The following is a 25,283-nucleotide window of genomic DNA, read 5'->3' on the forward strand; positions in this document are numbered from 1 at the left end:
AATATCGGCCCTCCGATGAAAACGTAGTACCTTTGCGGTCAGTTTGTTATCAATTTCATAAAAACACCACCGATTATGTCTGCCACGCTTGACACCGTGAGTTTGTTAGCCGACCGCATCAACGCGCTGGAGGAATCGTCCACGCTGGCGATGACCAAAAAAGCCCGTGAATTGGCTGCTCAGGGCCACAAAGTGATTAGCCTGAGTGTCGGAGAGCCAGATTTTAAAACGCCACAGCACATCTGCGAAGCGGCCAAGAAAGCCATCGACGACGGTTTTCATGGGTATTCGCCAGTAGCTGGCTATCCTGATCTTCGCAAAGCCATTGCTGATAAATTCAAGCGCGACAATAATATTGACTGGAAACCAGAAAACATCGTTGTCTCGACCGGGGCAAAACACTCGCTTGCCAATGTCATTCAGGTGCTGATCAATCCGGGCGACGAAGTCATCATTTTCTCGCCGTACTGGGTTAGCTACTCTGAAATGGTGAAACTGGCCGAGGGAAAAGCGGTTGTGGTAGATGGTTCGTTTGAGAATAATTTCAAAGTGACGCCCGAGCAGTTTGAAGCTGCCATTACCGACCGGACAAAGATTGTCATGTATGCGTCGCCAAATAACCCAACCGGTTCGATTTATTCCGAAGCGGAACTTCGGGCGATCGCTGACGTAGTGGCCCGGCATGATAACATTTATGTGCTGGCTGATGAGATCTATGAATACATCAACTTCACACCTGAAGGCCATTTTAGTATCGGTTCGATTCCTGAAATAGCTGAGCGTGTAATCACTGTAAACGGCGTAGCCAAAGGATTTGCCATGACCGGCTGGCGTATTGGCTATATCGGTGCCGCCAAATGGATTGCTGACGGCGTTGAAAAGTTACAGGGGCAGGTAACTTCTGGCACGAATTCAATTGCACAGAAAGCAACGGTTGCCGCCTTAACTGGTCCGCTGGAACCATCAATGGAGATGGCAAAAGCGTATCACCGTCGCCGGGATCTGGTCGTAAAACTGTTGAAAGACGTACCGCATTTTCGGACAAATGTACCCGAAGGTGCTTTCTACGCTTTCCCAGATATCAGCTTTTACTACGGTAAATCGGACGGTACCACTACTATCGAAAATTCGGATGATTTCGCTGGGTGGTTGCTGAATTCGGCTCATGTTGCTACGGTAGCCGGTTCAGGTTTTGGCGCTCCTGACTGCCTGCGTATCTCGACGGCCGCATCTGACGAAGCTCTTACCGAAGCTATTCAGCGAATTAAGGAGGCTGTAGCAACGTTGAAATAAAAGGAGAAAGGAAAAGGGAGAAAGGACTAAAGAAATTTATTTTTCCTTAGTCCTTTCTCCCTTTTCCCTTTACTTCCCTCCAAACGGTACTACCACTTTCACACTTACGTTCCGGCCCATATTATAGACGCCCCGTCGACCGGTAACTTCATTGATGCCGAAATACTTCAGGCGGTTTTGATGGCTTTGGTAAGCTACATCAAATACGTTCTGCACAGTCAGGTAAATCTGAAATAAGGCTCTGCCATTCCCATTAACAACATCGCTGCCTGCGCCAAGATTGATAAGCGTATAGGCGGGTGTTTCCGTTTCGGTACCATACGCCAGCAGGGCTTCGTTTTGCCGCCAGTTATGTTCCACTTCCAGCAGGGCATAGAGATTCCGCCAATGATTGCCCAACTCTGCTTTTGTGATTTTTAGCTGACCAATTACTCGGGGTGGTGGCAAAAAGGGAAGGTAACGGGTCGAATCCGCATTGGATGACAGGTTCCGTGACCGCACCAGCGAGTATGAAGTCGTCAGGTGGAACCAGCGGGCCGAACGCGGATTGATCGTTACCTGGGCTTCACCGCCAAACAGAACGGCATTGCCCTGTGTATACCGATACGTTAAAATTGGCCGCGAAGGATCAACAATAGAGTCGCGACCAAAGCGATCAAGCACTTTTTCGGAATACGTATAATTGTTGATTCGATTCTGGAATAAGCTTGCCGTAGCCGACACATCGGGCGATTCGTAGGCTATTCCCAAATCACTCTGGAACGAGGTTTCGGAGTTTAGGTTAGGGCTACCAATTTCGTAGCGGAACGTACCGGCATGCTCGCCATTGGCCGATAATTCAGGAGTTGAAGGAGCCCGGAACCCTTGGCCCAGGTTTACTTTCACGGTCCAGCGACTGCTCAAAGCGTAGGTAGCGCCCAAACTTGCCGTCGGATTTGAATAGGTTTTATCTAGTCCGGCGAATCGCACCTGTCCGCCTGTGATGGGAACTTCACTGAATACGCCCTGTGCATCTGCATACAGTTTATTTATATGCATCTGCCGGATATCCATCCGCACGCCACCGTTGAGCGTTAGTCGGTCGGTTTTTTTCTGAGCGAACAGAAAGAGGCCGTTATCCCATGACCGGTAGCCGGGATATAATACCTGAAGCCCTTTGTTCTGATTATACTGCCAGAGGCCGTTGCCACCTACTGTAAAATCCCAGCCGTTACGTCCGCCGAAATAATATTTCAGATCATAAAAGACATTTTGCAGGTAGAAATAAAGGGCTGGTTGTCCGGGGGTTAGCGTACTGGCAAATTCCTGCCGTCGATTCTGGGTATAGCTGATGATAGCCGATATATTTCCCCCGCCTACCTTCGCAAACGTATTCAGCGACGTCTTGAAATTATTCAGATTCTGGTAATTAGCCAGGTCAATTGTCCGGCTGTGTAACGTAGCGTCTGAAACAGGAGCCAGCGCTTCAGAGGTGCTGGATAAACGTACCAGTTCCATAAACCGGCCGGTTGGATCGCGTTCGCCCGTTACGATATTGATATCCTGATGCCAGTTGGAAACGTATAACTGCGAATAGCCCCATTTGCGATTGATCCCAATTGTACCATTCACGTCGAACTCACGATAAGCTGAACCATATACAAGCCCATCGTATTTATTGCGATAATTGCCCGCGCTTTTCGTGCTCATCCGTACCCGGCCAAACAAGCCTTTTTGCGTAGTGCCTTCGACCATCCCCGACACGCCAATCATGCCATTGTTGCTCTGGTAATTGGTAAGTATCTGTCCACGAAATACGCCCATTTCGGGCGGACGGGCAGAAATCAGGCTCATCACACCGCCAAGACCATCGGAGCCATACAGCAAACTGCCTGACCCTTTGATGATCTCATAACGGTCGATGCTATATTCATCAATTTGAAGAGCATGTTCTTCGCCCCATTGATTGTCTTCCTGCCGAACCCCATCATGCACCGTAATAACCCGGTTGAAGCCCAGGCCGCGGATAACAGGCTTCGATAACCCTACGCCGGTCGTAATTTGTGACATGCCCGGTAACTTACCAACTGCATCGACCAGATTGGTTGAACTGTTCTGCAGCCACTGAATCTTATTGTACGTCATTATCGGTACAGGACTGTCTTTCACTGTTGAGCCAGTAGTCAATCCCGTCACAATAACTTCCTGAAGTTGAGCGGCTTCGGGTTCCAGAGCGAAATCGGTTGTTGTTTCTCCGGTGGCGAATCGGATGGTGCGTGAGAGCGTTTTATAACTCAGGAAACGAACATCAGCTTTATGAGAACCGGCTGGTATATCCGCAATCCGGAACCGGCCAAGTGTATCAGTTAAGCCGCCTTTTTTAAGATTCGGAAAGTAAACCGTTACGCCAATAAGTGGTTGCTGGTTGGTTTTGTCAATGACAGTGCCGACAAACGTTGCCTGCGCTGCTGCCAGAGTTGGCAGTAGTATGAAAAGAAGAAGTAGTCGATGCATGAAACGTAGGATAGCATTTGGAAATAAATCAGTTAAATACACCCACAGAAACTGATCAGCCTGATGCACCAGAGAAGAGCGTCAACTGATTGATTGTGAGATATGAAAACAGAAATTAAACCAAACGAACGGGCGGCCCACGATGCCGAAACGCAACATGCGTCGACAGGAAGAAAAACGGAATGGAAGCCGTAGTGCCTGCAATGATCGCCAGAATAATAGGCAGAACGGCTGTCCAGACTACCGCATCCGTAGTTGCATACAGTAGGTTATCAAATGCATCCAGCCAGATTAATTCATCGCGGCTATGGGCGTGATTGGGAAACTGGGTGCCCGGCGATGATTTATACGGGTGCGCGTGGCAGATGATTGTTCCGTCCGACAGGCGGTGCGCATGGCGGAATACGACCCCGTTGATCAATACGGCTACGTATAGACCAAGCAGAAAACGGGCGATCCCAAACCGATAGCCTTGCAGGCGGAACACGCTGATGATGGAGTAGTTAACAGACTTGTTTTCAAAAATACCAAATAGAACTTAGATTACAGCATTTAACGAAATTAATCGCTATACGGTTAGATGCATCTGGCCATAATTATTGACGAATACTCATAATGAATAGCTAGTAACAAAAAATGTACATATAGGACTAGAATATTAATTTAGTTACATTGAAATATTTTTCCTAGGAAACTTGTTTTTGTATTAAGGCAAGTTTAATTTTGAATATGAAGAGAAATTAATGTTAAGCGACAGTCTATCTTGTGAGAAAAGCTGTTTACTTGACATTTCGTATGTAACTTCAATAAGTACCACCGATAGCATAAACGTAACTTTAAACCTATCTCTTGAGGCTAATGAAAAATGTTCGGCTGTATATGATTTTTCAATGGGTGTTTTTTCTACCCATTATTCTGCCACTTTGTGTGATCTTCGGCGCTTTGTATGGTGTTGTGCAGATGGTTGAGCGTGTAATGGATCAAATGAGGATGGATATTTTGCCTTCCGAACAAAATCAACTGTTACCCTGATTATCTGGTAATCAATAGATTATTTACGTAAAGAGCCGCATCTCTGTTAAAAGAAGATGCGGCTCTTTGGTTTTCGCAGGAATGAGATTACTCGAAAATGAAATCCATATTCTTGTCCTTATAATCTTCATCATCGAGCGCCAGAAACTCTTCCCAGAACGGATCATTCGGTAAGCCAGCCTTGCAGATCAGCGGCTCTTTCTTTACCGGGTGAATGAAGTACAGCCGACGAGCATGCAAATAAATCTTTTTATCAGATACAGCCCGGTCGTAACCGTATTTAACGTCTCCCCGAATCGGACTGCCTATATGAGCTAATTGAGACCGAATTTGATGTGGGCGACCTGTTATCGGATTGACTTCCAGCAAATAGTGTTCGTTGATTCGGCCAAGTACACGGTACGACAGTTCCGCCTTTTGTGAATTGGGTACTTCATAATCGTACACAGACACCTGGTTTTTCTGCTCGTCTTTAATCAGCCAGTTAACCAGCTTATCAGCGTTTTTAGGTGGTTTTTGGCGAACAACAGCCCAGTACGTTTTCTGCACCTGCCGCTTCCGGAAAATCTCGTTCATTCGTTCCAGTGCCTTCGACGTGCGGGCAAAAACGACCAGTCCACTTACGGGCCTGTCGAGTCGATGAACCAGACCCAGAAAAACCTCACCGGGCTTGTTGTACTTCTCTTTAACGTAATCTTTTAGTATATCCAGCAGCGTAACGTCGCCCGTGCGATCACCCTGTACCAGAATACCCGGTTCTTTGTTAACAATCAGCAGGTGATTGTCTTCATATATAACCTGAAATGGTTTTTTCTTCATAATGGAAAATGTAGAATGAAAAATGTAGAATGTCGTATAAACGCTTCATTCAGAGCCTCGTTTATCGCTGAACTTTATACATTATTCATTACCCTAACTCAATACGCTTCTTTCTCGTTCGGAAAATCGTTGGCTTTTACGTCATCAACGTAGTGAACAATAGCCTCCGTCATTACCGCATGCAAATCGGCATACCGACGTAGAAAACGCGGTTTGAACTCGTTGTTTATTCCTAACATATCATGGATAACCAGAATCTGGCCGTCAGCATCGGGTCCGGCACCGATCCCGATGGTTGGAATGGTGAGGCTTTGCGAAACCGCTTTGGTAAGGGCTGCCGGTATTTTTTCGAGTACCATAGCGAAGCAACCAATCGATTCGAGCATATGCGCATCCTCCATCAGTTTCTGTGCTTCAGCTTCTTCCTTGGCACGAACCGCATACGTACCAAATTTATAAATGGATTGGGTGTCAGGCCAAGATGCCCCATCACGGGCACACCAGCGCTTAAAATCCGGACAATGGACTCTTTAATCTCCAGACCGCCCTCCATCTTGACCGCATGGGCTCCCGATTCTTTCATGATGCGTATAGCGGATCGTAAGGCTTCCGACGAATTACCCTGATATGAGCCAAAGGGTAGGTCGACCACAACCAGCGCCCGCTTAACGGCCCGTACTACCGAACTGGCGTGGTAAATCATCTGATCGAGCGTAATAGGCAGCGTAGTTTCGTGGCCGGCCATTACGTTTGAGGCCGAATCGCCGACAAGAATCAGTTCAACGCCAGCAGCATCAACAACCCGCGCCATTGAAAAATCGTAGGCGGTCAGAGCTGATATTTTCTCGCCTTTGTTTTTTAGCTCCTGAATGGTGTGCGTTGTAACGCGCTTTATATCGGGATTATGAACGGACATAGAAGTGAGTTGGTGAATGTATCAGTCGATAAGAGTCTGCAAAGCTACATTAAACTTATCGACTGATGAGCGTACCAACTGATGAACTCATCGTGGGGTTAGCCAGGATTCCGGATTGAGTTTGGTGAACTCCTTCCAGATTTGAAATTGAAGTTCAGAGACGCCGTTTTTATCCGTTGCTACGGTGCCGATTACGTCGCGGGCTTTTACGCGCTGACCTGCCCGCACAGATACCGTGCGTAGTTTAGCGTATACCGTGAAATAACTACCGTGCTGAATAGCCACTACGTTATTCATTCCGGGCATGCTGGTTACGTCCTGCACGATTCCGTCATATACGGTACGAACTGCTTCTCCGGCATTGGTTTGAATATCAATCCCCTGATTTTCGACAAAAATTCCTTTCAGTACGGCGTGTGGGCGTCGGCCGAAATGGTCTGAAATAAACCCTCTTGATACGGGCCAGGGCAGATGGGCACGTGAAGCGGTAAAGGAAGAGGCCAGTGCATCCTCTGCGCTATTCAAACTGTTGTTACGTCGTTCATCTAGTTTTGGAGGTGGCGGAGTTGGCTCGGGTTCGGCCGGCCGCTCTACTGTGGCCACATCGGCGGGGGCTGGTTTTTCACCGGCTTTTTCGGCAGCGGCAATGGCTTCTTCCGCTTTTTTGCGTTCGGCCGCTTTACGTTCGGCTTCACGTCGGACAATGCGCTCACGTTCAGCACGGGCTTCCCGCTCCGCTCGTTCGCGAGCCTCGCGTTCGGCCCGTTCGCGGGCAACGATGCGCGTAATCATGGCTTCAAGCTGGCTTATCGCCCGGCGACGCTCAGCGAGTTCAGCACTCAGCTCGGTTTCTTTCTGACTTAATTCTTTAACGACTTCATTCTTCGCATTTTTTAGCGCAGCCAGATTTTTACTCTCTTTAACCTTTGTGCTGATGGTGCTCTTTTGATCCTGACGTTTGCGTTGGGTGGCCTGTTGCTTGTCCTGTAGCATAGTCATGACATTATTCATTTGCCTGACCTGACTCTGGCGGGCGTCGGAGTACTGACGCAGGTACCGGTACCGGGCAACAAGCTGATTGAAGTTGTCGGCGGCAAACAAAAAACCCAGCGGATTAACCTGCTGTCGGCGTTTATCGGCCGCATAGATCATGGAACCGTATTCAGCCTTTAGCTTATTCAGATCGCGGGTTAGCGTATTACTGGTCTGACGGAGTTCGGAAATCTCAACTTCAGTTAACTGTAGATCCTTGTTAAGCAGGCCGATCTGCTGCGATTGAGCCTGAATTTGTTGATCGAGCGCTTTCAACTGCCCTAAGCCCGCTTTCTTCTCCGAAGCGGTTTGCCGGAGAATGGTACGTATCTGGTTCATTTTCTCCAGATTCTGCTTCTTTTCTTTTTCCAGATTCTGCCGACTTTGCTGTGTTTGCTGCGCTTGGGCCGTTTCAACAATGACTAGCAAGCCAGTTACTATCAGACTGATTATGGACCAATGAACGTACCGGTGGGAAAAAGGGAATTTGGGGTGCATAGAGGCTTAAACCAACAAATAAGACTTAGGGCCGACGCTTGTAATTGGCCGGAATCGTAAAGGGAAATCCGGGATTTTTATCGACCAGTTCAACTTTATTATGCTTGATACGTAGCAATGTCTGATAGAATTGACCGTCCGATTGCGACTTGTAATCGAGTGTGACCAGACTGGTATAGGGAAAGAGGAAATTATTGAGTGACGTAAAATCTTCGTAATCGAGACGTAACGTATTCTTTGTAGGTTGCTCGGTAACCATCAATTTCTTGAGTTTACGATCCTGCTCACCAATGTAATTTTCGACCATCACTTTCCCTTCGCTTTGCCGTAGCAACAGATAATCCCGTTCATTTTTGATTTTTTGGGCGGGCCGTTTCGGGAGTGGCAGGTTGCCAACAATCAGCGCTTGCAGCAAACCAAAATTCATGTTGAAGTTGAACTGTTTGCTCAGCGTAGGGAAATCATACACCGAGTACTCTTTATGAATCTTATCCTGAATGGTAATTGAATCCCGGGTGATAAGGGCGCGAACAGCTTCAATGCCCAGTTTTGAAATGGAGAGCCAGATCAGACTGTCTTTACGAACACGGATTGTAACATTGGCATTGTCGATATCCTGTTGCTGGTTTTTGAACGAAATTTTCGACTTTGCCGTCAGGTATCGAAAATCAATTTCAGCTACATTGGCGCGAGCCTCTTCAATTCCCGGACGTACCGGTGGCCGGGCTGCAGCCAGGGAATCGACGGGGAGAGAAGGGACAGGGCGGGTAGCAATGGATGAGTCAGATGGAGATGACGCAGATGGAGTTTTGCCCGTGCCGTGTGACATATGATGACGCCGACAACCACCCGTGCTCACAAGTACGCCCAGTAAAAAGGTCAGTAATACGTATTTATTCATAAGCGTTAGTGAGTAGTAAACAGTGGCCAGTCGGGAGCAACTGATCATTGTTTACTACTCACTCATTACATCTTTCCAGTGGCTATTTTTTTGTCTATCTCAGCACTTGCTCCACCTTTATTTTTGGCCTGTTTCCATTGCTCAAGTGCCTTGTCGGTTTGGCCAAGCTGATAGAGAACATCACCGTAGTGCTCAATGATGGTGCCACTTACATTCGCCGGATCGGCCAGTGCTTTCTCCAGATATTGTTTGGCTTTGGCGTAATCTTTTGACACATACAGCACCCAGGCATACGTATCCAGATACGTCGCATTGGTTGGATTGCGTTCAACTAGTTTTTGTGCCAGTTGCAACGCTCTTGGCAAATTGGCTTTTCTTAACGACAGAAAATAACTATAGTTATTCAGTACGTGGTCATTAATGGGGTCGACTTTCAAAACCGCTTCATAGGCTTCGTCCGATTTGGTATAGTCGCCAAGACCGTTGTAAGCATCACCCAATTGCGCGTCGATCCCTCTTTTTAACTCAGTATTCGAGCTGGAAATCAACAGCTTTTTGCTTTCTTCCAACGCATCGACGGCCTGCTGGTACTTCCGCTTAAACAGGTTCGCTATGCCATTGGAATACCAGAATAATCCCTGCGTTGGGAATACCTCAAGCGCCTGTTCAGAATGGGCCAGTAAGCTATCGATCTGGTTCAATTCACCATCCAGCTGAAGCAATGCACCCCAGACTTCATAGATCGAGCCATCCAGCCGGGAGGCTTTGGCATAGGCATCGCGTGCTTCCGTTTTTTTGCCCTGCTGCATTAGCAGATCGGCCAGCATTACCTGCGTTTTAGGGTCATTGGGCGATGTTTTGGCTAAATTCTGGGCCATGCTTAGTGCATCTTTCTGGGCCGCCGGACTTTCGCCCGTCATGCCGACGTAGCTCGACAGGATTCGCGCTTTCATACCCGCTTCCAGATTCGGATTGGCCAGAACCTGATTCAGTTCTTTGGTGACCCGATCCATATCGCCTTTCTTGCGGTAGATGTCGGCCAGCAGTACGTGCGCCTGTGGCGAATCTGCATTTAATTTAAGCGCCCGATCAACCCAGGTAATCGCCTGATCGACACGATCATTAGCAATAAGCAATTCAGCACCTTCGAGCAGGTAGTCAGGATCACCCGGCTCCGACGCCACCAGCTTCTCGGCTTCTTCAATGGCTTTGTCGATTTTGTTCTGTTTCAGGTAGATCCGCTGTTTCTGCCGGGTAATTTCTTCATTAAGCCCGAGTTCACGCTCTACCATGTTGTAGGCTTCAAGCGCTTTGTCGGGTTTCTCATTGAACAGATAGATAGCTGCCAGTTCAACCCCGTATTCGGCATTCTCAGGGCCTTTTTTCAGCAACTTTTCATAAAGAGCTTCAGCCTCGGAATAGCGCTTCTGCTTGACGTAGAGTTCGGCCAGCAGGAGCGAGTAAAATTTATTCTGATTGTCTAATGAATAGGCTTTTGTTGCAAACGGAATGGCTTCGGCAATTTTCCCGGTCTTTAGCAGCGCATTGGCTGTAGCATACTGAGCCGCTGAATTATTCGGGTCTTTCTGCAGTACTTTCGCAAACTGCGGGATAGCCTTTGTGGGTTCATCGGTCATCAGATAGCGCATACCTTCCGTAAACTGGGTTTCGGCTTCCATACGCACCGTAGTGGTCGACGCCGATTTTGCCAGCGACGTATCAGCGCCTGCCCGGGCCCGTCGACGCTGTGCCGAAGCGGGAAGGAGACTCAGCCACAGAACCAGCCCCAGGCTCAAGAGCCATCCTATCAGGCGTCGGTTACAGGAAAATAAACATAACGTATTCATGCTGGTCAGTGTCAAGAAGAACTCACCTACCAAAACGTGGTCTGCCTCGTTCTATTGCGACTTTAGTTGAGTAAGTCCCTTAAGCAAAGGTAGTTTAAAATAGCGAATGTTAGTAAAAAGCGTAAGGCGAGGGGTAGGGGGTATGCATCGAAAACAGTTGTGCAACTCGCTACTTCTGGATATCCAATACGTAACTTTTTATACACCATGCAGTTTATCAGGCACCCGGCACTCAGCCGAACAGGCTAAAAATTAAAACTTACACAATGGAAACGCTGTATACTGCCACCGTCAGCAATGTGGGTGGGCGCGAAGGTGATGTTAAATCACTCGATGGAATTCTGGAACTGGATGTCAAACGACCCGTTGAAATGCATGGTCAGGGTGGAGCGGCCAATCCCGAAATGCTATTTGCCGCTGCTTATAGCTCTTGCTACAATGGCGCACTGATGGCGGTTGCCGAACGACGAAAAATTATTCTGCCTGATCATGCCGTTGAGGTCAGTATTTCGCTCAATAAAGATGGCAATAATATGTTCCTGTCGGGAAAGATCACCGTGAAAGCGCCCCATATGGACCATGATCAGTTGCAACAGCTAGCTGAAACTGCTCACGCTGTTTGTCCATACTCGAAGGCGATAAAAGGAAATATGGAGATGAAGATTGAAGTACTGGTTTGATGACCAGGTGCCGGGAGTTCAATAACTCCATTCAATTCCCGGCACCTGGCTCTGTACTAGCTCACTGCATCGTATACCTGTACGCGCTCCCAGAGATGAGCACATTGCTCAACGAAGGCCAGATGAATCGGGTGGACCTGATAGGCATCGTGAGCACCCTTGTCAGCGAAAACAAACGTCAGCGAAAAATCATAAGAGTGATCAATAACGGGCCGACGGGTATCAGCTGGTGTACCGATGTAGGCGGCTGAAATATCGGTAACCCCTTTGAGTGATTCGAGGCCAGCGCGCAGAGCCTGATGATCTTCCTGATTTTCGGGATGCTTAAGCCAGAAAAAAACGGTATGAACGAACATAAAACGGAGGAATGCCTTTAGTATGGCGTTGTAAAATTAAGGATAACTTTCGAGGATGGGCGAGCCTGAAAAAAGCCCGTTCCTAACGTAAAAACAAGCCTTTGCCGGAATTACTCATGATTGCCGTTTCGGCGTTAATAAATTTTAACAGTATATAAACTTTCTGGCAAACATTTACCTATATTCCAAACGTTAAGGAGCTATAAACACAATGAGTTAAGGGGTAATAGAATGGAGGAAGGAACGAACGCTACAAACAAACCGGCTGGTCAGTACGCCGACGGGAAAAATACCCCGATTCATAACGATAAAGCTACGGTTCGGTTGCCGATGTTGATGGGTATTACGCTGGCTGGCGGGATGCTGATCGGGGCAACGTTTTTTGGTGGTACCAAAAGCCTGAATACGATTGGACGTGGCTACACCAAGTACCGGGAAATACTGCAACTGATCGAGAACAATTACGTCGATACCGTCAATACTGACGATCTGGTCGACTACTCGATCACCAAAATGCTCGAAAAACTCGATCCGCACACGGCCTATATGAATCCACAGGATGCCGTGGCTGCCCGGGCGCAACTTGAAGGTGGTTTCGATGGCATTGGCGTCGAGTTCAACATCTACAAAGACACGGTCTACGTAGTGACTCCGCTGGCAGGCGGCCCCTCCGAATCGGCCGGAATTCAGAGTGGTGACAAAATTCTTAAGGCCGACGATACGCCCCTGGTTGGTGGCAAAATCGAAAATGGCTCTGTTTTCAAAGCCTTGCGTGGCAAACGCGGATCGGAAGTGAAGTTGACTATTCTTCGGAAAGGAGATAAAGAGCCAAAGATTTTTGCCATCACGCGCGACCGCATTCCAACTTATTCGGTTGATGCATCCTATATGATCGATGCGAAAACCGGCTACATCAAAATCAATCGCTTCTCCGAAACGACTTACGATGAGTTTAAAGCCGCTATGACTTCGCTTAAAGCGCAGGGAATGACGCAACTGATGATGGACCTGCGGAATAACCCAGGGGGCTATATGGACCGGGCGACTAATATTGCCGATGAATTTATTTCCGGGAATAAACTGCTGGTGTACACCAATGGCAAAGACAATCGTTACGACCGTAAAACCTTTGCCCACATTGCCGGTCAGTTTGAAGATGGGCCACTCGTCGTTTTGATTGATGAAGGCAGTGCGTCGGCTTCAGAAATTGTGTCGGGTGCTTTACAGGACCACGACCGCGCGCTGATTGCCGGACGTCGTTCGTTCGGGAAAGGACTTGTGCAAATGCCGGTAACGCTTTCCGACGGTTCGGAACTTCGGCTTACCATCTCGCGCTACTACACCCCTAGCGGACGTAGCATTCAGAAGCCTTACGTACCAGGCCACGAAGGTGACTACGAAAAAGACCTTGAATTGCGCTCAAAACGTGGCGAATACTATATCGCCGACTCGATTAAAAACGATCCGAAACTGAAATTCAAAACTGACGGTGGCCGGGTGGTTTACGGCGGGGGTGGTATTACGCCTGACTACTTTATTCCGCGGGATTCATCCTGGCAGACGTCTTACCTGATTCAGTTGTACGGCAAGAATATCATTCGCGAGTTTGCGATGGAATACACCAACGACAATCGTAAGAAACTGGAGAAAATGTCGTTCGCTGACTTTGACCGGACGGTCACTATTAATGACGATCAAATGGGTCGACTGGTGAAAGAAGCTACGGCTGAGGGAATCAAGTTTAATGAGAAAGAATATAATCGCTCAAAGAACTATATCCGCACCCAGATCAAGGCATTGGTCGCTCGGTCTGTGTATCAGAAGAGTAACAAAGCCGGACAAAACAATGAGTTCTTCCGCATCCTTGCCCAGAGCGACGATACGTATCAAAAGGCCCTAAAGCTCTTTGATCGGGCCGATAAACTCGAACACGGGATGTTTACGTATAATCAGAAATAAAGGGAGGAATGGGAAGAGGGGAAAGGAAAAAGCACTAGTACTGGTTTTCCTTTCTCCCTTTTCCTTTACTCCTTTTTCCTAAACTGATACACAAGCCCTAAAAACGACTGTAGATTCCCCGTCTTGAAGTCTTTGCGGGAGTAAGGGGCTATTTCAAACGCAACGCGCAGATTTGGTAGCATCAAAAGGGGCTTTATCCGTACGCCAATGTGCAGCGAATACCCTTCCAGAATATCCCGGTCGTCGATGCCGTTCAGGGCATTGAAGCGGATTCCCAGGCCGGTATAATAATTGACCTGCGCTTTACGAGCCACATTTACCATTGGGCAGAGCGTTGTGCTGAGCGACCCAAATACGGTATTGGTTTGCAAACGACCGTCGAACCAGAACGCACGGTCGGCGTTGGAGCTGACCGAAACCAGGCTGTTGAACGGATAATAAGCCACCGAAGCCTGACCAGAACAGGTCAACGTAAGGCAGAAAAGAAAAGCAGCGAGTACATGTTTCATGACCGCAAAACAACAACTTTATCAGGCATAAAAAAACCGGATGAACCAGAAAACAGCCGGGATATGTTATACGTCAACGGTACGTAAGGCCATGGAGTGTAATTACCTGATATGCTCGTTGGTCTTGTTTTCTTCGTACCTTTACCGTTCGTTATTCTGACAATTACTTACTGAAAAATGTCTTGGTTCGTCCGAAAAGATAAGGGTATTCAGACCCCAACCGAAATGAAGCGGGAAGCTCCCGATGGGTTGTGGTACTTATGCCCAAACTGTAAAAAGGTAATGAACACGCGGGAACATAAGCTAAATGCCTATACCTGCGTTCATTGCAATTATCACGAGAAGATTGGTTCCGAAGCCTATTTCTCCATCCTGTTCGACGACAACGAGTTTACAGAACTTGATGCCAACATGACCTCGGCCGATCCGCTGAAGTTTGTCGATACCAAACCCTACCCGGAGCGGATTGCGTCGACAATGGCTAAAACCGGCCTGAAAGATGCAGTGCGGACTGCCTACGGCGAAATGAACGGTCTGACCGTGACGGTGGCCGTAATGGATTTCAACTTCATCGGCGGTTCAATGGGGTCTGTGGTTGGCGAAAAAATTGCGCGCGCCATCGATCATGCCCTTCAGGCGAAAACGCCTTTTCTGATGATTTCGAAATCAGGTGGGGCGCGGATGATGGAGGCCGGTTTCTCGTTGATGCAGATGGCTAAAACGTCAGCCAAATTAGCGTTACTCGATAAGGCCAAACTCCCATACGTATCGCTGCTGACTGACCCCACAACAGGTGGTGTTACGGCATCTTACGCTATGCTGGGCGATTTCAACATTGCTGAGCCAGAGTCGTTGATTGGCTTTGCAGGACCGCGGGTTATCCGCGAAACCATTGGTAAGGATCTGCCCAAAGGATTCCAGAGCGCCGAATTTGTGCTTGAACATGGCTTCCTCGATTTTATTATCGACCGGAAAGACCTGAAAGACAAAGTGGTGAGTTTGTTTAGAATGTTACAGTAAAAGGAGGAAAAGGGAGGAGAGGACGAAGGGAAGAAAGGGGCTGAGATAATAAATCTGTTGCCGTCATTCCTTTCTTCCCTTTTCCTTTCCTCCCTTTTCCTTTTCTCCTCCCCATGCGCCTTGTCTCCCATCCGGTTTTGTGCAATTACTACGTTACGTATCGCTGCAATGCGAGTTGTAGTTTTTGCGACATCTGGGAGCGACCTTCTCCGTATGTTACGCTGGACAGTGCCCGGCAGAACCTTCGGGACCTGAAAAAATTAGGTGTGCGGGTGGTCGATTTTACCGGGGGTGAACCACTTCTGCATCGTCAGCTACCGGAACTTCTTCAGGAGGCAAAACAACTCGGCCTGATTACAACTGTTACGACAAACGCACTGCTATATCCTAAGCAGGCCGAGCGTTTGCGGGGTCTGGTTGACATGCTTCACTTTTCCCTCGACTCCCCAATTGCTGAAGAACATGACCGTTCGCGTGGAGTGCAGTGTTTCGATAAGGTGATGGAGTCGATTTCGATTGCCCGTCAACTTGGCGAACGTCCTGATATTCTGTTTACGGTTTTTGAATACAACGTTCAGAAGATCAGGCAGATGTACGACGAAATCTGCCTACCCAATGATCTGGTGCTGATTCTGAATCCGGTGTTCGAGTACAATGACGTTGAAACGGGTGCGCATTTTTCCGACGATACGTTGCGGCAGATGACGTGGTGGGGCAAGCAGAAAAACGTGTACCTCAACGATGCTTTCGTTCAGCTTCGTCGCGATGGGGGCAACCATGTCGAAGATCCCATTTGTCGGGCAGGCAGCACAACCGTTGTGATTTCTCCGGAGAATAAAATCGTGTTGCCCTGTTATCATCTGGGTCTTAAAGAATTTCCGATCGACAACAACCTGTATGATCTCTATCGCTCCGACGACGTACAGAAGTTAGTGGCGCTGGAAGGCAGGCTACCGGGTTGCGAAGGCTGCTCGATCAATTGCTACATGCAGCCTTCTTTTGCGGTTGAACTAAATAAATACTTTTGGCAGGCCCTCCCAAGCACCCTCAAATACAATTGGATAAAAGGCACCTGGAAGCAACTGCTGTAATTATTTTTTCAACACCTTTCTGAGCAGCGGTCTACCGTCAATAGTGGCACGTAGTAAATAAATGCCGGGTGTCAGGCTGCCCATGCTAATAACCTGCTCATGCTTTCTAGAAGCTTTGGCGAAGCGTAATTCATGCAGTTTACGACCCGTTATGTCCATTAACTGGACAGTGGCTGTTGTTGGGTTGCTGGTCTGGATAACCACCTGTAGCCAGTCATCGACCGGATTGGGAAACGTAGTAAGGGTAATGTCAGCGTCAACGTAATTGGTTATACCCGTAACGACTGTTCCTTCTATGGCTGGTTCGTAAGGTGGAATCGGCGTTGGTGAGCCGGGTAAATCATCAACCATTAATGTAAGTTCCTGCGTGGTCTGGCTAATAAGTATGCCGTTTCGATACTCCAGTATGTTTAGGGCAACGCTATAATTACCCAGTTGAACAGGCGTGTCCCAAACCAGTTCACCCGTCCGGCTGTCAAGCTTGAACGTACCCTGATGCGTTACATCATTTGGAAATAAATAGGCAGGTACTGTCCGGTTTGTGCAGGATTCATTCGTTGGGTTGGATAGCGCCCGGGTAAGAACGTAAACAAGACTGTCACCTTCAGCATCTGTCGCTTTTAGCGAGATTACGGCTTTTTGATTGGCTCGAATATGAAAACCCGCTTCAGGAAAACCGGGCGTTGGTGTCTGATTTACTACGTTGGCAACAAGCGTTGTATTGAGCGTAAATAACTGCCCACTGGCATTCGTAATGTTGTTTGCGATAGTCCGGTTCGATATAGAAACGGTCAGGGCATACGTACTTGGTGCGGAGTAGGTATGCGTAATCCTATATTCGTTTACGCTCACCAGTTTATTAAGCACAAACGTCTGACTTTGCCGGGTAACAACATTGGTCGTTCCATCGCCAAAGCAAATAATTAGCTGGTTCGACTGGTTAGCTGCCTGCGTGCCGCTTACCTGATCCATATACAGGCCAACGGTAATTTCGTAAGTTAATGTAGAGCCTGCCGTGGGTTTGGCCTGAATGTAGCCACCGATTAAATGCGTAGCCTGCGCCAGCCGGGCGCATAAAAGTGCCAGGCTCAGAAGCGTAAAGGTTTTCATGATACGTTAAGGGTAAGGTTTGCAGTTATGCATATAACTAAGAATGGCTACATTCCTGTATATCAGATTGGAAATTTTGTAACGGCTATTTTCGTACCTTTCTTTCATGCTTTACACTGCAGAACAAACGACTCAATTACCTGCCGAAGGCTTCCGGTTTTTAACGACTTCATTTACCGGGAACGTACTGACAATTACACTCAATCGGCCGGAGAAAAAGAATGCCCTTAATCCGCCGATGCTGAACGAATTGGCTTTTGCCCTGACCTATGCGCATTACGCCACCGATGTATGGCTGGTGGTGCTGGCAGCTTCGGGTGATACGTTTTGTGCAGGAATGGACCTGAAAAGTTTATCCAAGATTGACACCGAAACCGCTTCCGTACCCGCGCCGTCGGGACCCGTGCAGCTTGGTGAATTGATGGCAGGTTTGCATAAGCCGTGTATTGCCCGGGTGCAGGGAAGCGTTTATGCAGGCGGTTTTTTGCTGATAGGGGGCAGCACCTACGTAGTGGCCGCTGAATCTGCTACGTTTAGTTTGCCGGAAGTAAAGCGGGGTCTGTTCCCGTTTCAGGTGCTGGGTAGTTTATTGGACATTATGCCGGGCCGTACCGCGCTTGATCTTTGCTTACGGGCTCGTAGCCTTTCGGCTGCTGAGGCCAATAGTCTTGGCCTGGTAACGAATGTAGTTTCCACACATGAACTGGATGCTGAAATCACTCAGCTAACAGATGAGCTAAAGCAATTTTCTCCAACAGCCATGCAATTTGGTTTGCGGGCCTATCAGCAACTAAAAAAACTGCCATCCGGTGAACAGCAGGCCTATTTGTACCAACAGTTTCAGGAACTTCAGCAAACCCCCGACGCGCAGGAAGGCATGGCCGCTTTTCTGGAAAAACGCCAGCCAACATGGGGCAACGCTACTTAGGGCTTTGGTAAATCCGGGCAGTTTTCTTTCCGGCGCGTATCGATAATATTCTGGATTTTCCAGTTGCCGCTGACCTTTACAAGCGTAAAGGCATTGACACCACAATGGCTTTTCTGTTCCTTAAGGTAAAAAACATAGGGTGTCCAGGCGGTGGCCAGTTCAGCATCAATTTTGATGTCCATACCTGAGAGACGCTCATCAAGCGTAAACGGTGGATATTTCACGACCGAAGCTGCAAATTTGCTCATGTCTTCGTTACGTACTGAAACCTCGCCGTCCTTGTTCTTAGCGACCGTCTGCAACGTAGCGCCCGTCATAACCGTATTTTTAATCTGCGTCGAATCGCCCTTCCGCATTCCGTCAAACAGCAATTTAATCGTGGTCTTCACGGCGGCTTCGTCTGTTGAGGTTTGCGCAAATGCAGGCAAACAGATAAGCAGGAATAGTAAAGTTTTCATAAGCCAAAAAATGTCGGAGGGAATGTTTGCTAGCTGAACGGCGGAGTGGTGATGGATGCCGTGGTGTCAGGTATAGTACCTGACACCACGGCATCCATCACCACTCCGCCGATTGAAAATACGGCTCTAACGCTTAAATATACTGATTCAGAATCATTTCATACAATTCCTGTTTGCCGCTGATTTGTTTGGGTTCACCATTATTCAGCGCAAACTCGCGCAAATCGTCTAAAGTAAGTTCGCCCTTTTCGAAGCGGGACCCTTCGCCCGAATCGTAGCTGGCGTAGCGCTCGGCCCGTAGTTTTTTGTATTGCGACTTATTCAGAATGGCCTCTGCGGCTATGGCTGCTCGTGCGAACGTATCCATGCCGCCAATGTGCGCGATAAAGAGATCGTCGAGGTCGGTTGAATTACGGCGGGTTTTGGCGTCGAAATTAACCCCCCCCGATTTCAGACCACCCGCTTCCAGGATAACCAGCATAGCTTCCGTCAGTTCATACACATCGACCGGAAACTGATCCGTATCCCAGCCGTTCTGGTAATCCCCACGATTGGCATCAATACTGCCAAGCATGTTGTTATCGGCCGCCACCTGTAGCTCGTGCGCGAACGTATGATTGGCCAGCGTCGCGTGGTTCGTTTCAAGGTTTAACTCAAAATCATCCTGTAGACCGAACCGATTCAGGAAACCAATAACTGTAGCTGCATCAAAATCATATTGATGCTTGGTGGGCTCCATGGGCTTCGGCTCAATGTAAAACGCCCCTTTAAATCCCTGCTTACGGGCATAATCGCGGCTGATTTGCAGAAACTTACCCAGGTGTTCCTGTTCACGCTTCATGTTGGTGTTCAACAGCGACATATACCCTTCGCGGCCTCCCCAGAAGGTATAGCCCGAACCGCCCAGTTCGATGGTCGCGTCAATCGCATTTTTTACCTGCCAGCCGCCATGTGCCAGCACGTGAAAATCGGGGTTGGTCGAGGCACCGTTCATGTATCGCTCGTGCGAAAACAGGTTGGCCGTTCCCCACAGAAGCTGCACACCGCTAGCGGCCTGTTTCTGTTTGGCATAGTCGACAATTGCGCGGAAATTCTTCTCAAATTCGGCATTGGAGTTGCCTTCGGGCGCTACGTCCACATCGTGGAAGCAGTAAAATTCCATGCCTATTTTCGTGATGAATTCAAAAGCCGCGTCCATCTTGTCGTGAGCCGCTGCCAGCCGGTCAGGGTTCGCGTCCCACGGAAAATGTTTGACACCCGGTCCGAAGGGATCGGCGCCGGTTCCGCAGAACGTATGCCAATAGGCAGTCGCAAATCGGAACAGATCTTTCATCGGCTTACCCAAAATGGGCCGACTGGCATCATAGAACTTGAAGGCGAGCGGATTATCCGACTCACGTCCTTCGTATTGAACGGGTTTGTCGAGAAAAGGGAAATAGGTTTTTTCGCCGAGAGTTAACGTAGTAGCAGGCATAGTAAAGTAGTTGAGCGTATACTTGACAGAGAAAGCTAAAAGTAAATTGTCCTTACTGTCCGGGCACAACGCTAACTTGCTTTCTGGCGTGTCTTTGCCTTTCCCTGTTCGGTAAGCGCTCCGTTTTCCTGGCGCGTCATTTTTTTAACATACTCAACCCGCCGGAACCGTAGTGCGCTCCAGTCGCCATCAATAGCCACCATCCTGACCGGCTCGAAACCAAGCTTGCCTAAAGCAGCCCAGCCCGTGTCGCGGTTGAAATCGCATGTATATTTTTTCGATGAGCCTTTGGGGTAAGCCATCCACAGGAGGGCATCTGCGTTAAGCTTTTCGGCTAAAAGCTGACTGACTGTATCGACTTCTTTCTGTGTTTTCACAAACGCAATGGCGAACGTACCATCCTGCATCTGTGCCGGATCGTTGACGATAGTGGCCAGCAGTTTCATGTCCTCGACAATAGCTATAAACTCATCAGGAGTGTTAAGGACGGCTATTTCGGATTGAGCTTTGTAATTAAGTTTAGCGAAGGTCGGATTCATGAGAAAACGAATCAGGGGTAGGGAATAAACTCACTGTACTGGCAATGGTACGTAAAAACTGTCAGGCTTTTTAAACGGAACTGGCACCGAGTAGCTATATTCTCCCTCATTTTTTTGCGTCAGTATCTGATCCCTGGGCAACACTTTAACTTCCGATGCCCAGAATTTTGTATCGATATGGAATTCGTTCCTGAAATCCTTATCCGTTGATAAAGTCAGATAATTTCGGAACGTCAGCGGTGACTGATCGGCGGAGTAGTTGTACACATTAACAACAACTGGTTTTTTACGATTGGATAAATTAGATGCCTCCTGTTCTGTCTTAAAGCTCCCTGGTAGAATTAATGCTCCTTGAGGGACCAATACAAATTGTTGCTTATCCAGCCTGGTTTGTGGCGGAATAAAGCCGATCTTATCATCTTTTAAGATGGTTCCAGCACTGTAGATATATCGATTGAGTCGGCTGTCTGTCAGGCTCGTTAATTGAACTTCGGCTACGTCATACCAATAATCGAGCTTGTCCTTTCCAACGATCAATGATGAACGTTTCCAGTCGACATACAGCGGCTGATTGAGCTTGTTTATTAACGTAATGTGTATAACTCCCCGCTCACTTGCGAAATTATATTGAAGTGTCAGTGTGTCATTATCAAGTAATAGCCCGTCGTCTGTCTGATGCACATTAGAACCACGTACTGTAACAAGCTGGACATTGGGAGAGCAACCCAGCAGCACTACTGAACACAATAGAAAAAAAGCCAGTATTTTCATATAATTATACAATTTGGCTAAATATAATAAATAGCTTTTAATGGTACGTTAAAAAACATCCTGCTCATCCACGATTGTACTACGAATACCTGAGACTCATATTAACGACGCGTGAAGTAAAAAATCGAATGAATTGACGTAGCGTCAGAGACGCGGACCTCGCCCATCAGCGATAGTATCGCTGATGAGTAGTGTTCTCTACCTTCGTCTGATAGGCAATTCTCGGACACGAGATTTATCGTCTTCGATGATAATCAGAGCGCCATTTTCCAGTGGCTGACTTATTATTGACCAGTTATCTGTCAAGAAGCTGAAGAATAGATCTGTGCTAATTTTATCAATACGAAACAGCACAACCGATGGTTTGGCAGTGCCAAGAAACGAAAGTAACGTACAAAAATCGGTATCGTGGGTTAAAATAACCTCCCCAGTGTTGGTTGCTTCCTATATAATCGTTAGATCCGTAGACGTTGGAGCCATGCAGGTTGGTACCCATCGATATGTATGACCAAGTGATTGCAGGCGCTCTCCCAATGTAGGAGGCATACTTACATCCAGCAAAAATTTCATCTGTCAGGCGACCTTCTGAAGCGGGAAAAAGCTCTCGTGCAGCATCTCAGATGAAAAAGATAAGGCTTCGAAAATGTCTTCTCGTTCCAGAAAAGGAAACTCAGCCAGTAGTTCATCATAAGACACTCCGCTACTTAAATATGCCAACAATGAAGTGACAGGAAAGCGGAGGCTTCGTATACACGGCTTGCCAGCGCAAACGTCAGGATCGATGATAATGCGCTGATATCTAGGATGAACGTACTTCATGGGGTGAATTTATGAATAAACGAATTAATGTTTAGACGCGGTTCCCAATACCATTAGTCATCTCATACCCATCCGCGATTGTATCGTGGACAAGTAACGACTAACCCATTATTTTTCCTGCAAAGCAGCCAGCCATCGACCGTAAGCATCCCGATAAGCTTCCTGCGCGCGCATGTCGGGTTCGATGGTTTTGGTAACGTGGAGACCGATAAAAGCTTCCTGCGGGGTTTTATAGTGGCCTAATCCTAAGCCAGCTCCACGGGCGGCTCCTTGCGCACCATCGGTATTGTACAGCTCAATGGTGGCTCCCGTCAGATTGGCTAACGTATCGCGAAAGAGCGGACTCAGAAACATATTGGCTTCGCCCGCCCGGATGGTTTGCAGGCCAACGCCCACACGTTCCATAATCTGAATACCATAATAAAGCGCAAAAACAATTCCTTCCTGAGCAGCCCGAATCATATGCGGCAAACCGTGGCGGGTCAGTTGCAACCCATGAAACGACGCCCCTAAATCTGCGTTTTCGAGCATCCGTTCGGCACCGTTGCCAAAAGGCAGGCACAGCAAACCGTCGGCACCGATGGGCGCTTCGTGCGCCAGTACGTTCATATCGGCATAACTGATGGACCGTTGCAGGACCTGATTGCGGAGCCAGCTATTTAATATACCCGTTCCATTTACGCACAGAAGAACGCCATAGCGAGGGGCCTCAGGCGTGTGGCTAACATGCAGGAACGTATTGACCCGCGATTTTGGATCGTATTTTGCCTGATCACTGACGCCATACACAACCCCCGACGTACCGGCCGTTGCGGCAATCTGTCCGGGTTCCAGTACATTCAATGATAAGGCATTATTAGGCTGATCGCCAGCGCGGTACGTGACGGGCGTACCCGCAGCAAGACCTAGCTCAGCGGCTGCGGCTGCGGTTGTTTCGCCTTGCGGGGCAAATGTTGGTCTGATCGCTGGAATCAAAGCCGGGTTAAAGCCGAAATAATCCAGTAAGAATTGGGCGGGTTCATTAGCCTGAAAATCCCAGAAGGCACCCTCCGAAAGACCAGATGCCGTTGTGACAATCTCGCCGGTCATGCGTGCGGCCAGGTAATCGCCGGGGAGCATGAAATGGGCTACCTGCGCATATATGTCCGGTTCGTTGGCCTTCACCCAGGCGAGTTTTGCGGCTGTAAAATTGCCCGGTGAGTTAAGAAGGTGATGTAAGGTACGGTCGTGGCCCAGCACGTCAAAGGCTGCATTGCCGTACGGAACCGCCCGGCTGTCGCACCAGATAATGGAGGGACGTAGTACGTTGAAATCCTTATCGACAACTACCAGACCATGCATTTGATACGAAATACCGATGGCTTTGACAGCCTCAGGCGGAACAGCTGCCTGCTGCATAACGGCCTTGCTGGCCAGGCAGGCATTTTGCCACCAGATTTCAGGCTGCTGTTCCGCAAAACCCGGCTGCGGGGCCTCTATGACCATTTCGGGTTGGGGGAAAAAAGCTGAAGCAACAACGTTGCCGCTGTCAGCATCTACTAAACAGGCTTTTACAGACGAACTGCCGAGGTCAAATCCAAGAAGATACATGCGGTTATTAAGCGTTAGGAAATCCAGTGCGAAAGTACGACAGGAAGGCAATAAGTAGGTACCGTGAGTGGGCTGTGAAATGGCTTGTGTGAGTGTGCTAATGAGTTATGCGCTCAAGCGTAGCGGAAAATCAATAAAGTTTTATAACTAGCACTAACTCCTCTACGTCTAACCGCTACCTTCAATTTATGACTTATAAACCTCTACTCGTTTGTCTTACAGCCTTTACCCTGGCAGTTTGGCCTTACCTGGACGTACATGCTCAGACGGATTCAGATCCAATTTTTGACAAGAAACGCGTCTTTCGTTCGCTGTCAGACCGTTGGGAGCTTGATACATCTACGCGGAAAGGTACGTTTCTGGTTACGGCTTATAAGCCTGTGTACGTAACCGCCGGGCGCTGGTCGAGTGATCCGAACGAACATCCGGTGAGCGAAAATCCGGCCTACACCTATCCCTTTTTCATTACGCTGGGCCGGTATGAAGCACGTTTTCAGTTGAGTATGAAAGTGAAGGTGCTTCAGGGGATTTTTGGGAAATGGGGTGACTTATGGGTGGCTTACACGCAGAAATCGCACTGGCAGGTGTACAATACTACGTTCTCGCGACCCTTCCGGGAAACCAATTATGAGCCGGAGATTATTCTCAACTTTCCGGCCAACTTTTCGATTCTCGGACTCAAGACCCGGATGTTTGGCATTGCACTCAACCACCAGTCCAACGGACGAGCATTACCACTCTCCAGAAGCTGGAACCGGGTTATTCTGCACGCTGGTTTTGAGCGGGGTAAGTGGGTAGTGATGCTTCGGCCCTGGATGCGGCTCCCCGATGCCGACGATGAAAATCCCGCCGTAACAGATTACATTGGCCGGGCAGACGCTACGGTTATTTACCGAACCGGCCGACATCTGTTTTCGGCGGTTGGGAGTCACTCGCTTCGTTGGGGCGATAAGAACAAGGGACAGGTTCAGTTCGACTGGACGTTTCCTGTAACCGGCAATCTCCGTGGCGACCTGCAAATTTTACACGGTTACGGCGAAACCTTGATCGACTACAATCACAGCCAGACCACAATTGGTATTGCCGTATCGCTGGTTGACTGGCTGTAAAAATTGCAGTTACTCACTTCATCCCGGCTATCTTGCACT

General features: G+C 48.3%; 23 protein-coding genes and 2 pseudogenes. 8 read left to right on the top strand and 17 right to left on the bottom strand.

Features of this window, described 5'->3' with window-relative positions; genetic code table 11:
- Nucleotides 1–75 precede the first annotated feature (75 nt).
- A complete protein-coding gene (locus LN737_RS08240) occupies nt 76–1,293 on the top strand; it encodes a pyridoxal phosphate-dependent aminotransferase (protein ID WP_405517848.1) in 1,218 nt (405 codons plus the stop codon).
- Between the two features lie 69 nt (nt 1,294–1,362).
- On the opposite strand, the gene LN737_RS08245 is transcribed toward LN737_RS08240, so the two are convergent.
- Nucleotides 1,363–3,786, bottom strand: a complete 2,424-nt coding sequence (locus LN737_RS08245) for a TonB-dependent receptor (protein ID WP_405517850.1) — start codon at nt 3,784–3,786, stop codon at nt 1,363–1,365.
- A gap of 115 nt (nt 3,787–3,901) precedes the next feature.
- On the bottom strand, nt 3,902–4,273 hold the full coding sequence (locus LN737_RS08250) for a hypothetical protein (RefSeq protein ID WP_405517852.1): 372 nt from the start codon (nt 4,271–4,273) through the stop codon (nt 3,902–3,904).
- A 371-nt stretch (nt 4,274–4,644) separates the two neighbouring features.
- Between LN737_RS08250 and LN737_RS08255 the strand changes: the two genes are divergently transcribed.
- Nucleotides 4,645–4,818, top strand: a complete 174-nt coding sequence (locus LN737_RS08255; protein ID WP_405517854.1) for a hypothetical protein — start codon at nt 4,645–4,647, stop codon at nt 4,816–4,818.
- An 87-nt stretch (nt 4,819–4,905) separates the two neighbouring features.
- Here LN737_RS08255 and LN737_RS08260 read toward each other — a convergent pair whose 3' ends face one another.
- From LN737_RS08260 to LN737_RS08280, 5 genes and pseudogenes are all read right to left on the bottom strand, one after another.
- Nucleotides 4,906–5,637 carry an RluA family pseudouridine synthase gene (locus tag LN737_RS08260; protein ID WP_405517856.1) on the bottom strand — a complete coding sequence of 244 codons (732 nt, stop codon included), beginning with the start codon at nt 5,635–5,637 and terminating at the stop codon, nt 4,906–4,908.
- Nucleotides 5,638–5,735: 98 nt separating this feature from the next.
- Nucleotides 5,736–6,553 (bottom strand): annotated as a pseudogene (gene panB / locus LN737_RS08265) (3-methyl-2-oxobutanoate hydroxymethyltransferase).
- An 87-nt stretch (nt 6,554–6,640) separates the two neighbouring features.
- A complete protein-coding gene (locus tag LN737_RS08270) occupies nt 6,641–8,083 on the bottom strand; it encodes a murein hydrolase activator EnvC (RefSeq protein ID WP_405517857.1) in 1,443 nt (480 codons plus the stop codon).
- A gap of 25 nt (nt 8,084–8,108) precedes the next feature.
- A complete protein-coding gene (locus tag LN737_RS08275; protein WP_405517859.1) occupies nt 8,109–8,984 on the bottom strand; it encodes a DUF4292 domain-containing protein in 876 nt (291 codons plus the stop codon).
- Between the two features lie 65 nt (nt 8,985–9,049).
- The gene (locus LN737_RS08280; protein WP_405517861.1) at nt 9,050–10,831 is read right to left on the bottom strand and encodes a tetratricopeptide repeat protein; all 1,782 of its coding nucleotides are present in this window, start codon (nt 10,829–10,831) and stop codon (nt 9,050–9,052) included.
- A gap of 266 nt (nt 10,832–11,097) precedes the next feature.
- Between LN737_RS08280 and LN737_RS08285 the strand changes: the two genes are divergently transcribed.
- A complete protein-coding gene (locus tag LN737_RS08285; protein WP_405517863.1) occupies nt 11,098–11,511 on the top strand; it encodes an Ohr family peroxiredoxin in 414 nt (137 codons plus the stop codon).
- 56 nt (nt 11,512–11,567) lie between these two features.
- Here LN737_RS08285 and LN737_RS08290 read toward each other — a convergent pair whose 3' ends face one another.
- A complete protein-coding gene (locus LN737_RS08290; RefSeq protein ID WP_405517865.1) occupies nt 11,568–11,867 on the bottom strand; it encodes a Dabb family protein in 300 nt (99 codons plus the stop codon).
- Nucleotides 11,868–12,098: 231 nt separating this feature from the next.
- On the opposite strand from LN737_RS08290, the gene LN737_RS08295 reads away from it, so the two are divergent.
- Nucleotides 12,099–13,826 carry a S41 family peptidase gene (locus tag LN737_RS08295; protein WP_405517866.1) on the top strand — a complete coding sequence of 576 codons (1,728 nt, stop codon included), beginning with the start codon at nt 12,099–12,101 and terminating at the stop codon, nt 13,824–13,826.
- 65 nt (nt 13,827–13,891) lie between these two features.
- Here LN737_RS08295 and LN737_RS08300 read toward each other — a convergent pair whose 3' ends face one another.
- On the bottom strand, nt 13,892–14,335 hold the full coding sequence (locus tag LN737_RS08300; protein WP_405517868.1) for a hypothetical protein: 444 nt from the start codon (nt 14,333–14,335) through the stop codon (nt 13,892–13,894).
- 177 nt (nt 14,336–14,512) lie between these two features.
- Between LN737_RS08300 and accD the strand changes: the two genes are divergently transcribed.
- Nucleotides 14,513–15,355: an acetyl-CoA carboxylase, carboxyltransferase subunit beta gene (accD, locus tag LN737_RS08305; protein WP_405517870.1), complete on the top strand. Its 843-nt coding sequence runs from the start codon at nt 14,513–14,515 to the stop codon at nt 15,353–15,355.
- A 113-nt stretch (nt 15,356–15,468) separates the two neighbouring features.
- Nucleotides 15,469–16,446 carry a radical SAM protein gene (locus LN737_RS08310; RefSeq protein WP_405517872.1) on the top strand — a complete coding sequence of 326 codons (978 nt, stop codon included), beginning with the start codon at nt 15,469–15,471 and terminating at the stop codon, nt 16,444–16,446.
- Here the strand turns inward: LN737_RS08310 and LN737_RS08315 are convergent, their stop codons facing one another.
- The gene (locus LN737_RS08315; protein ID WP_405517874.1) at nt 16,447–17,556 is read right to left on the bottom strand and encodes a T9SS type A sorting domain-containing protein; all 1,110 of its coding nucleotides are present in this window, start codon (nt 17,554–17,556) and stop codon (nt 16,447–16,449) included.
- Between the two features lie 106 nt (nt 17,557–17,662).
- Here LN737_RS08315 and LN737_RS08320 point away from each other — a divergent pair, with 106 nt between their 5' ends.
- Entirely contained in the window at nt 17,663–18,484 is an 822-nt protein-coding gene (locus tag LN737_RS08320) for an enoyl-CoA hydratase-related protein (RefSeq protein WP_405517875.1), read from the top strand.
- On the opposite strand, the gene LN737_RS08325 is transcribed toward LN737_RS08320, so the two are convergent.
- The 7 genes and pseudogenes from LN737_RS08325 to LN737_RS08355 form a co-directional block, all read right to left on the bottom strand.
- Nucleotides 18,481–18,942, bottom strand: coding sequence for a hypothetical protein (locus LN737_RS08325; RefSeq protein WP_405517877.1), 462 nt, complete (start codon nt 18,940–18,942; stop codon nt 18,481–18,483). The two genes, LN737_RS08320 and LN737_RS08325, sit on opposite strands and share 4 nt — an antisense overlap.
- 133 nt (nt 18,943–19,075) lie before the next feature.
- Entirely contained in the window at nt 19,076–20,416 is a 1,341-nt protein-coding gene (gene xylA / locus LN737_RS08330) for a xylose isomerase (RefSeq protein WP_405517879.1), read from the bottom strand.
- A gap of 71 nt (nt 20,417–20,487) precedes the next feature.
- Nucleotides 20,488–20,955 carry a hypothetical protein gene (locus LN737_RS08335; RefSeq protein WP_405517881.1) on the bottom strand — a complete coding sequence of 156 codons (468 nt, stop codon included), beginning with the start codon at nt 20,953–20,955 and terminating at the stop codon, nt 20,488–20,490.
- A gap of 30 nt (nt 20,956–20,985) precedes the next feature.
- Complete coding sequence (locus tag LN737_RS08340; RefSeq protein WP_405517883.1) at nt 20,986–21,726, bottom strand: hypothetical protein; 741 nt, start codon at nt 21,724–21,726, stop codon at nt 20,986–20,988.
- A gap of 198 nt (nt 21,727–21,924) precedes the next feature.
- A pseudogene (locus LN737_RS08345) lies at nt 21,925–22,155 on the bottom strand (DUF5615 family PIN-like protein); the annotation flags it as partial.
- Nucleotides 22,156–22,299: 144 nt separating this feature from the next.
- Entirely contained in the window at nt 22,300–22,545 is a 246-nt protein-coding gene (locus LN737_RS08350; protein ID WP_405517884.1) for a DUF433 domain-containing protein, read from the bottom strand.
- Nucleotides 22,546–22,653: 108 nt separating this feature from the next.
- Entirely contained in the window at nt 22,654–24,135 is a 1,482-nt protein-coding gene (locus LN737_RS08355; RefSeq protein WP_405517886.1) for a xylulokinase, read from the bottom strand.
- A gap of 188 nt (nt 24,136–24,323) precedes the next feature.
- On the opposite strand from LN737_RS08355, the gene LN737_RS08360 reads away from it, so the two are divergent.
- The gene (locus tag LN737_RS08360; protein ID WP_405517888.1) at nt 24,324–25,244 is read left to right on the top strand and encodes a phospholipase A; all 921 of its coding nucleotides are present in this window, start codon (nt 24,324–24,326) and stop codon (nt 25,242–25,244) included.
- Nucleotides 25,245–25,283 lie beyond the last annotated feature (39 nt).

The sequence above is a fragment of the Spirosoma sp. KNUC1025 genome (assembly GCF_045160025.1).
GTDB lineage: Bacteria > Bacteroidota > Bacteroidia > Cytophagales > Spirosomataceae > Spirosoma.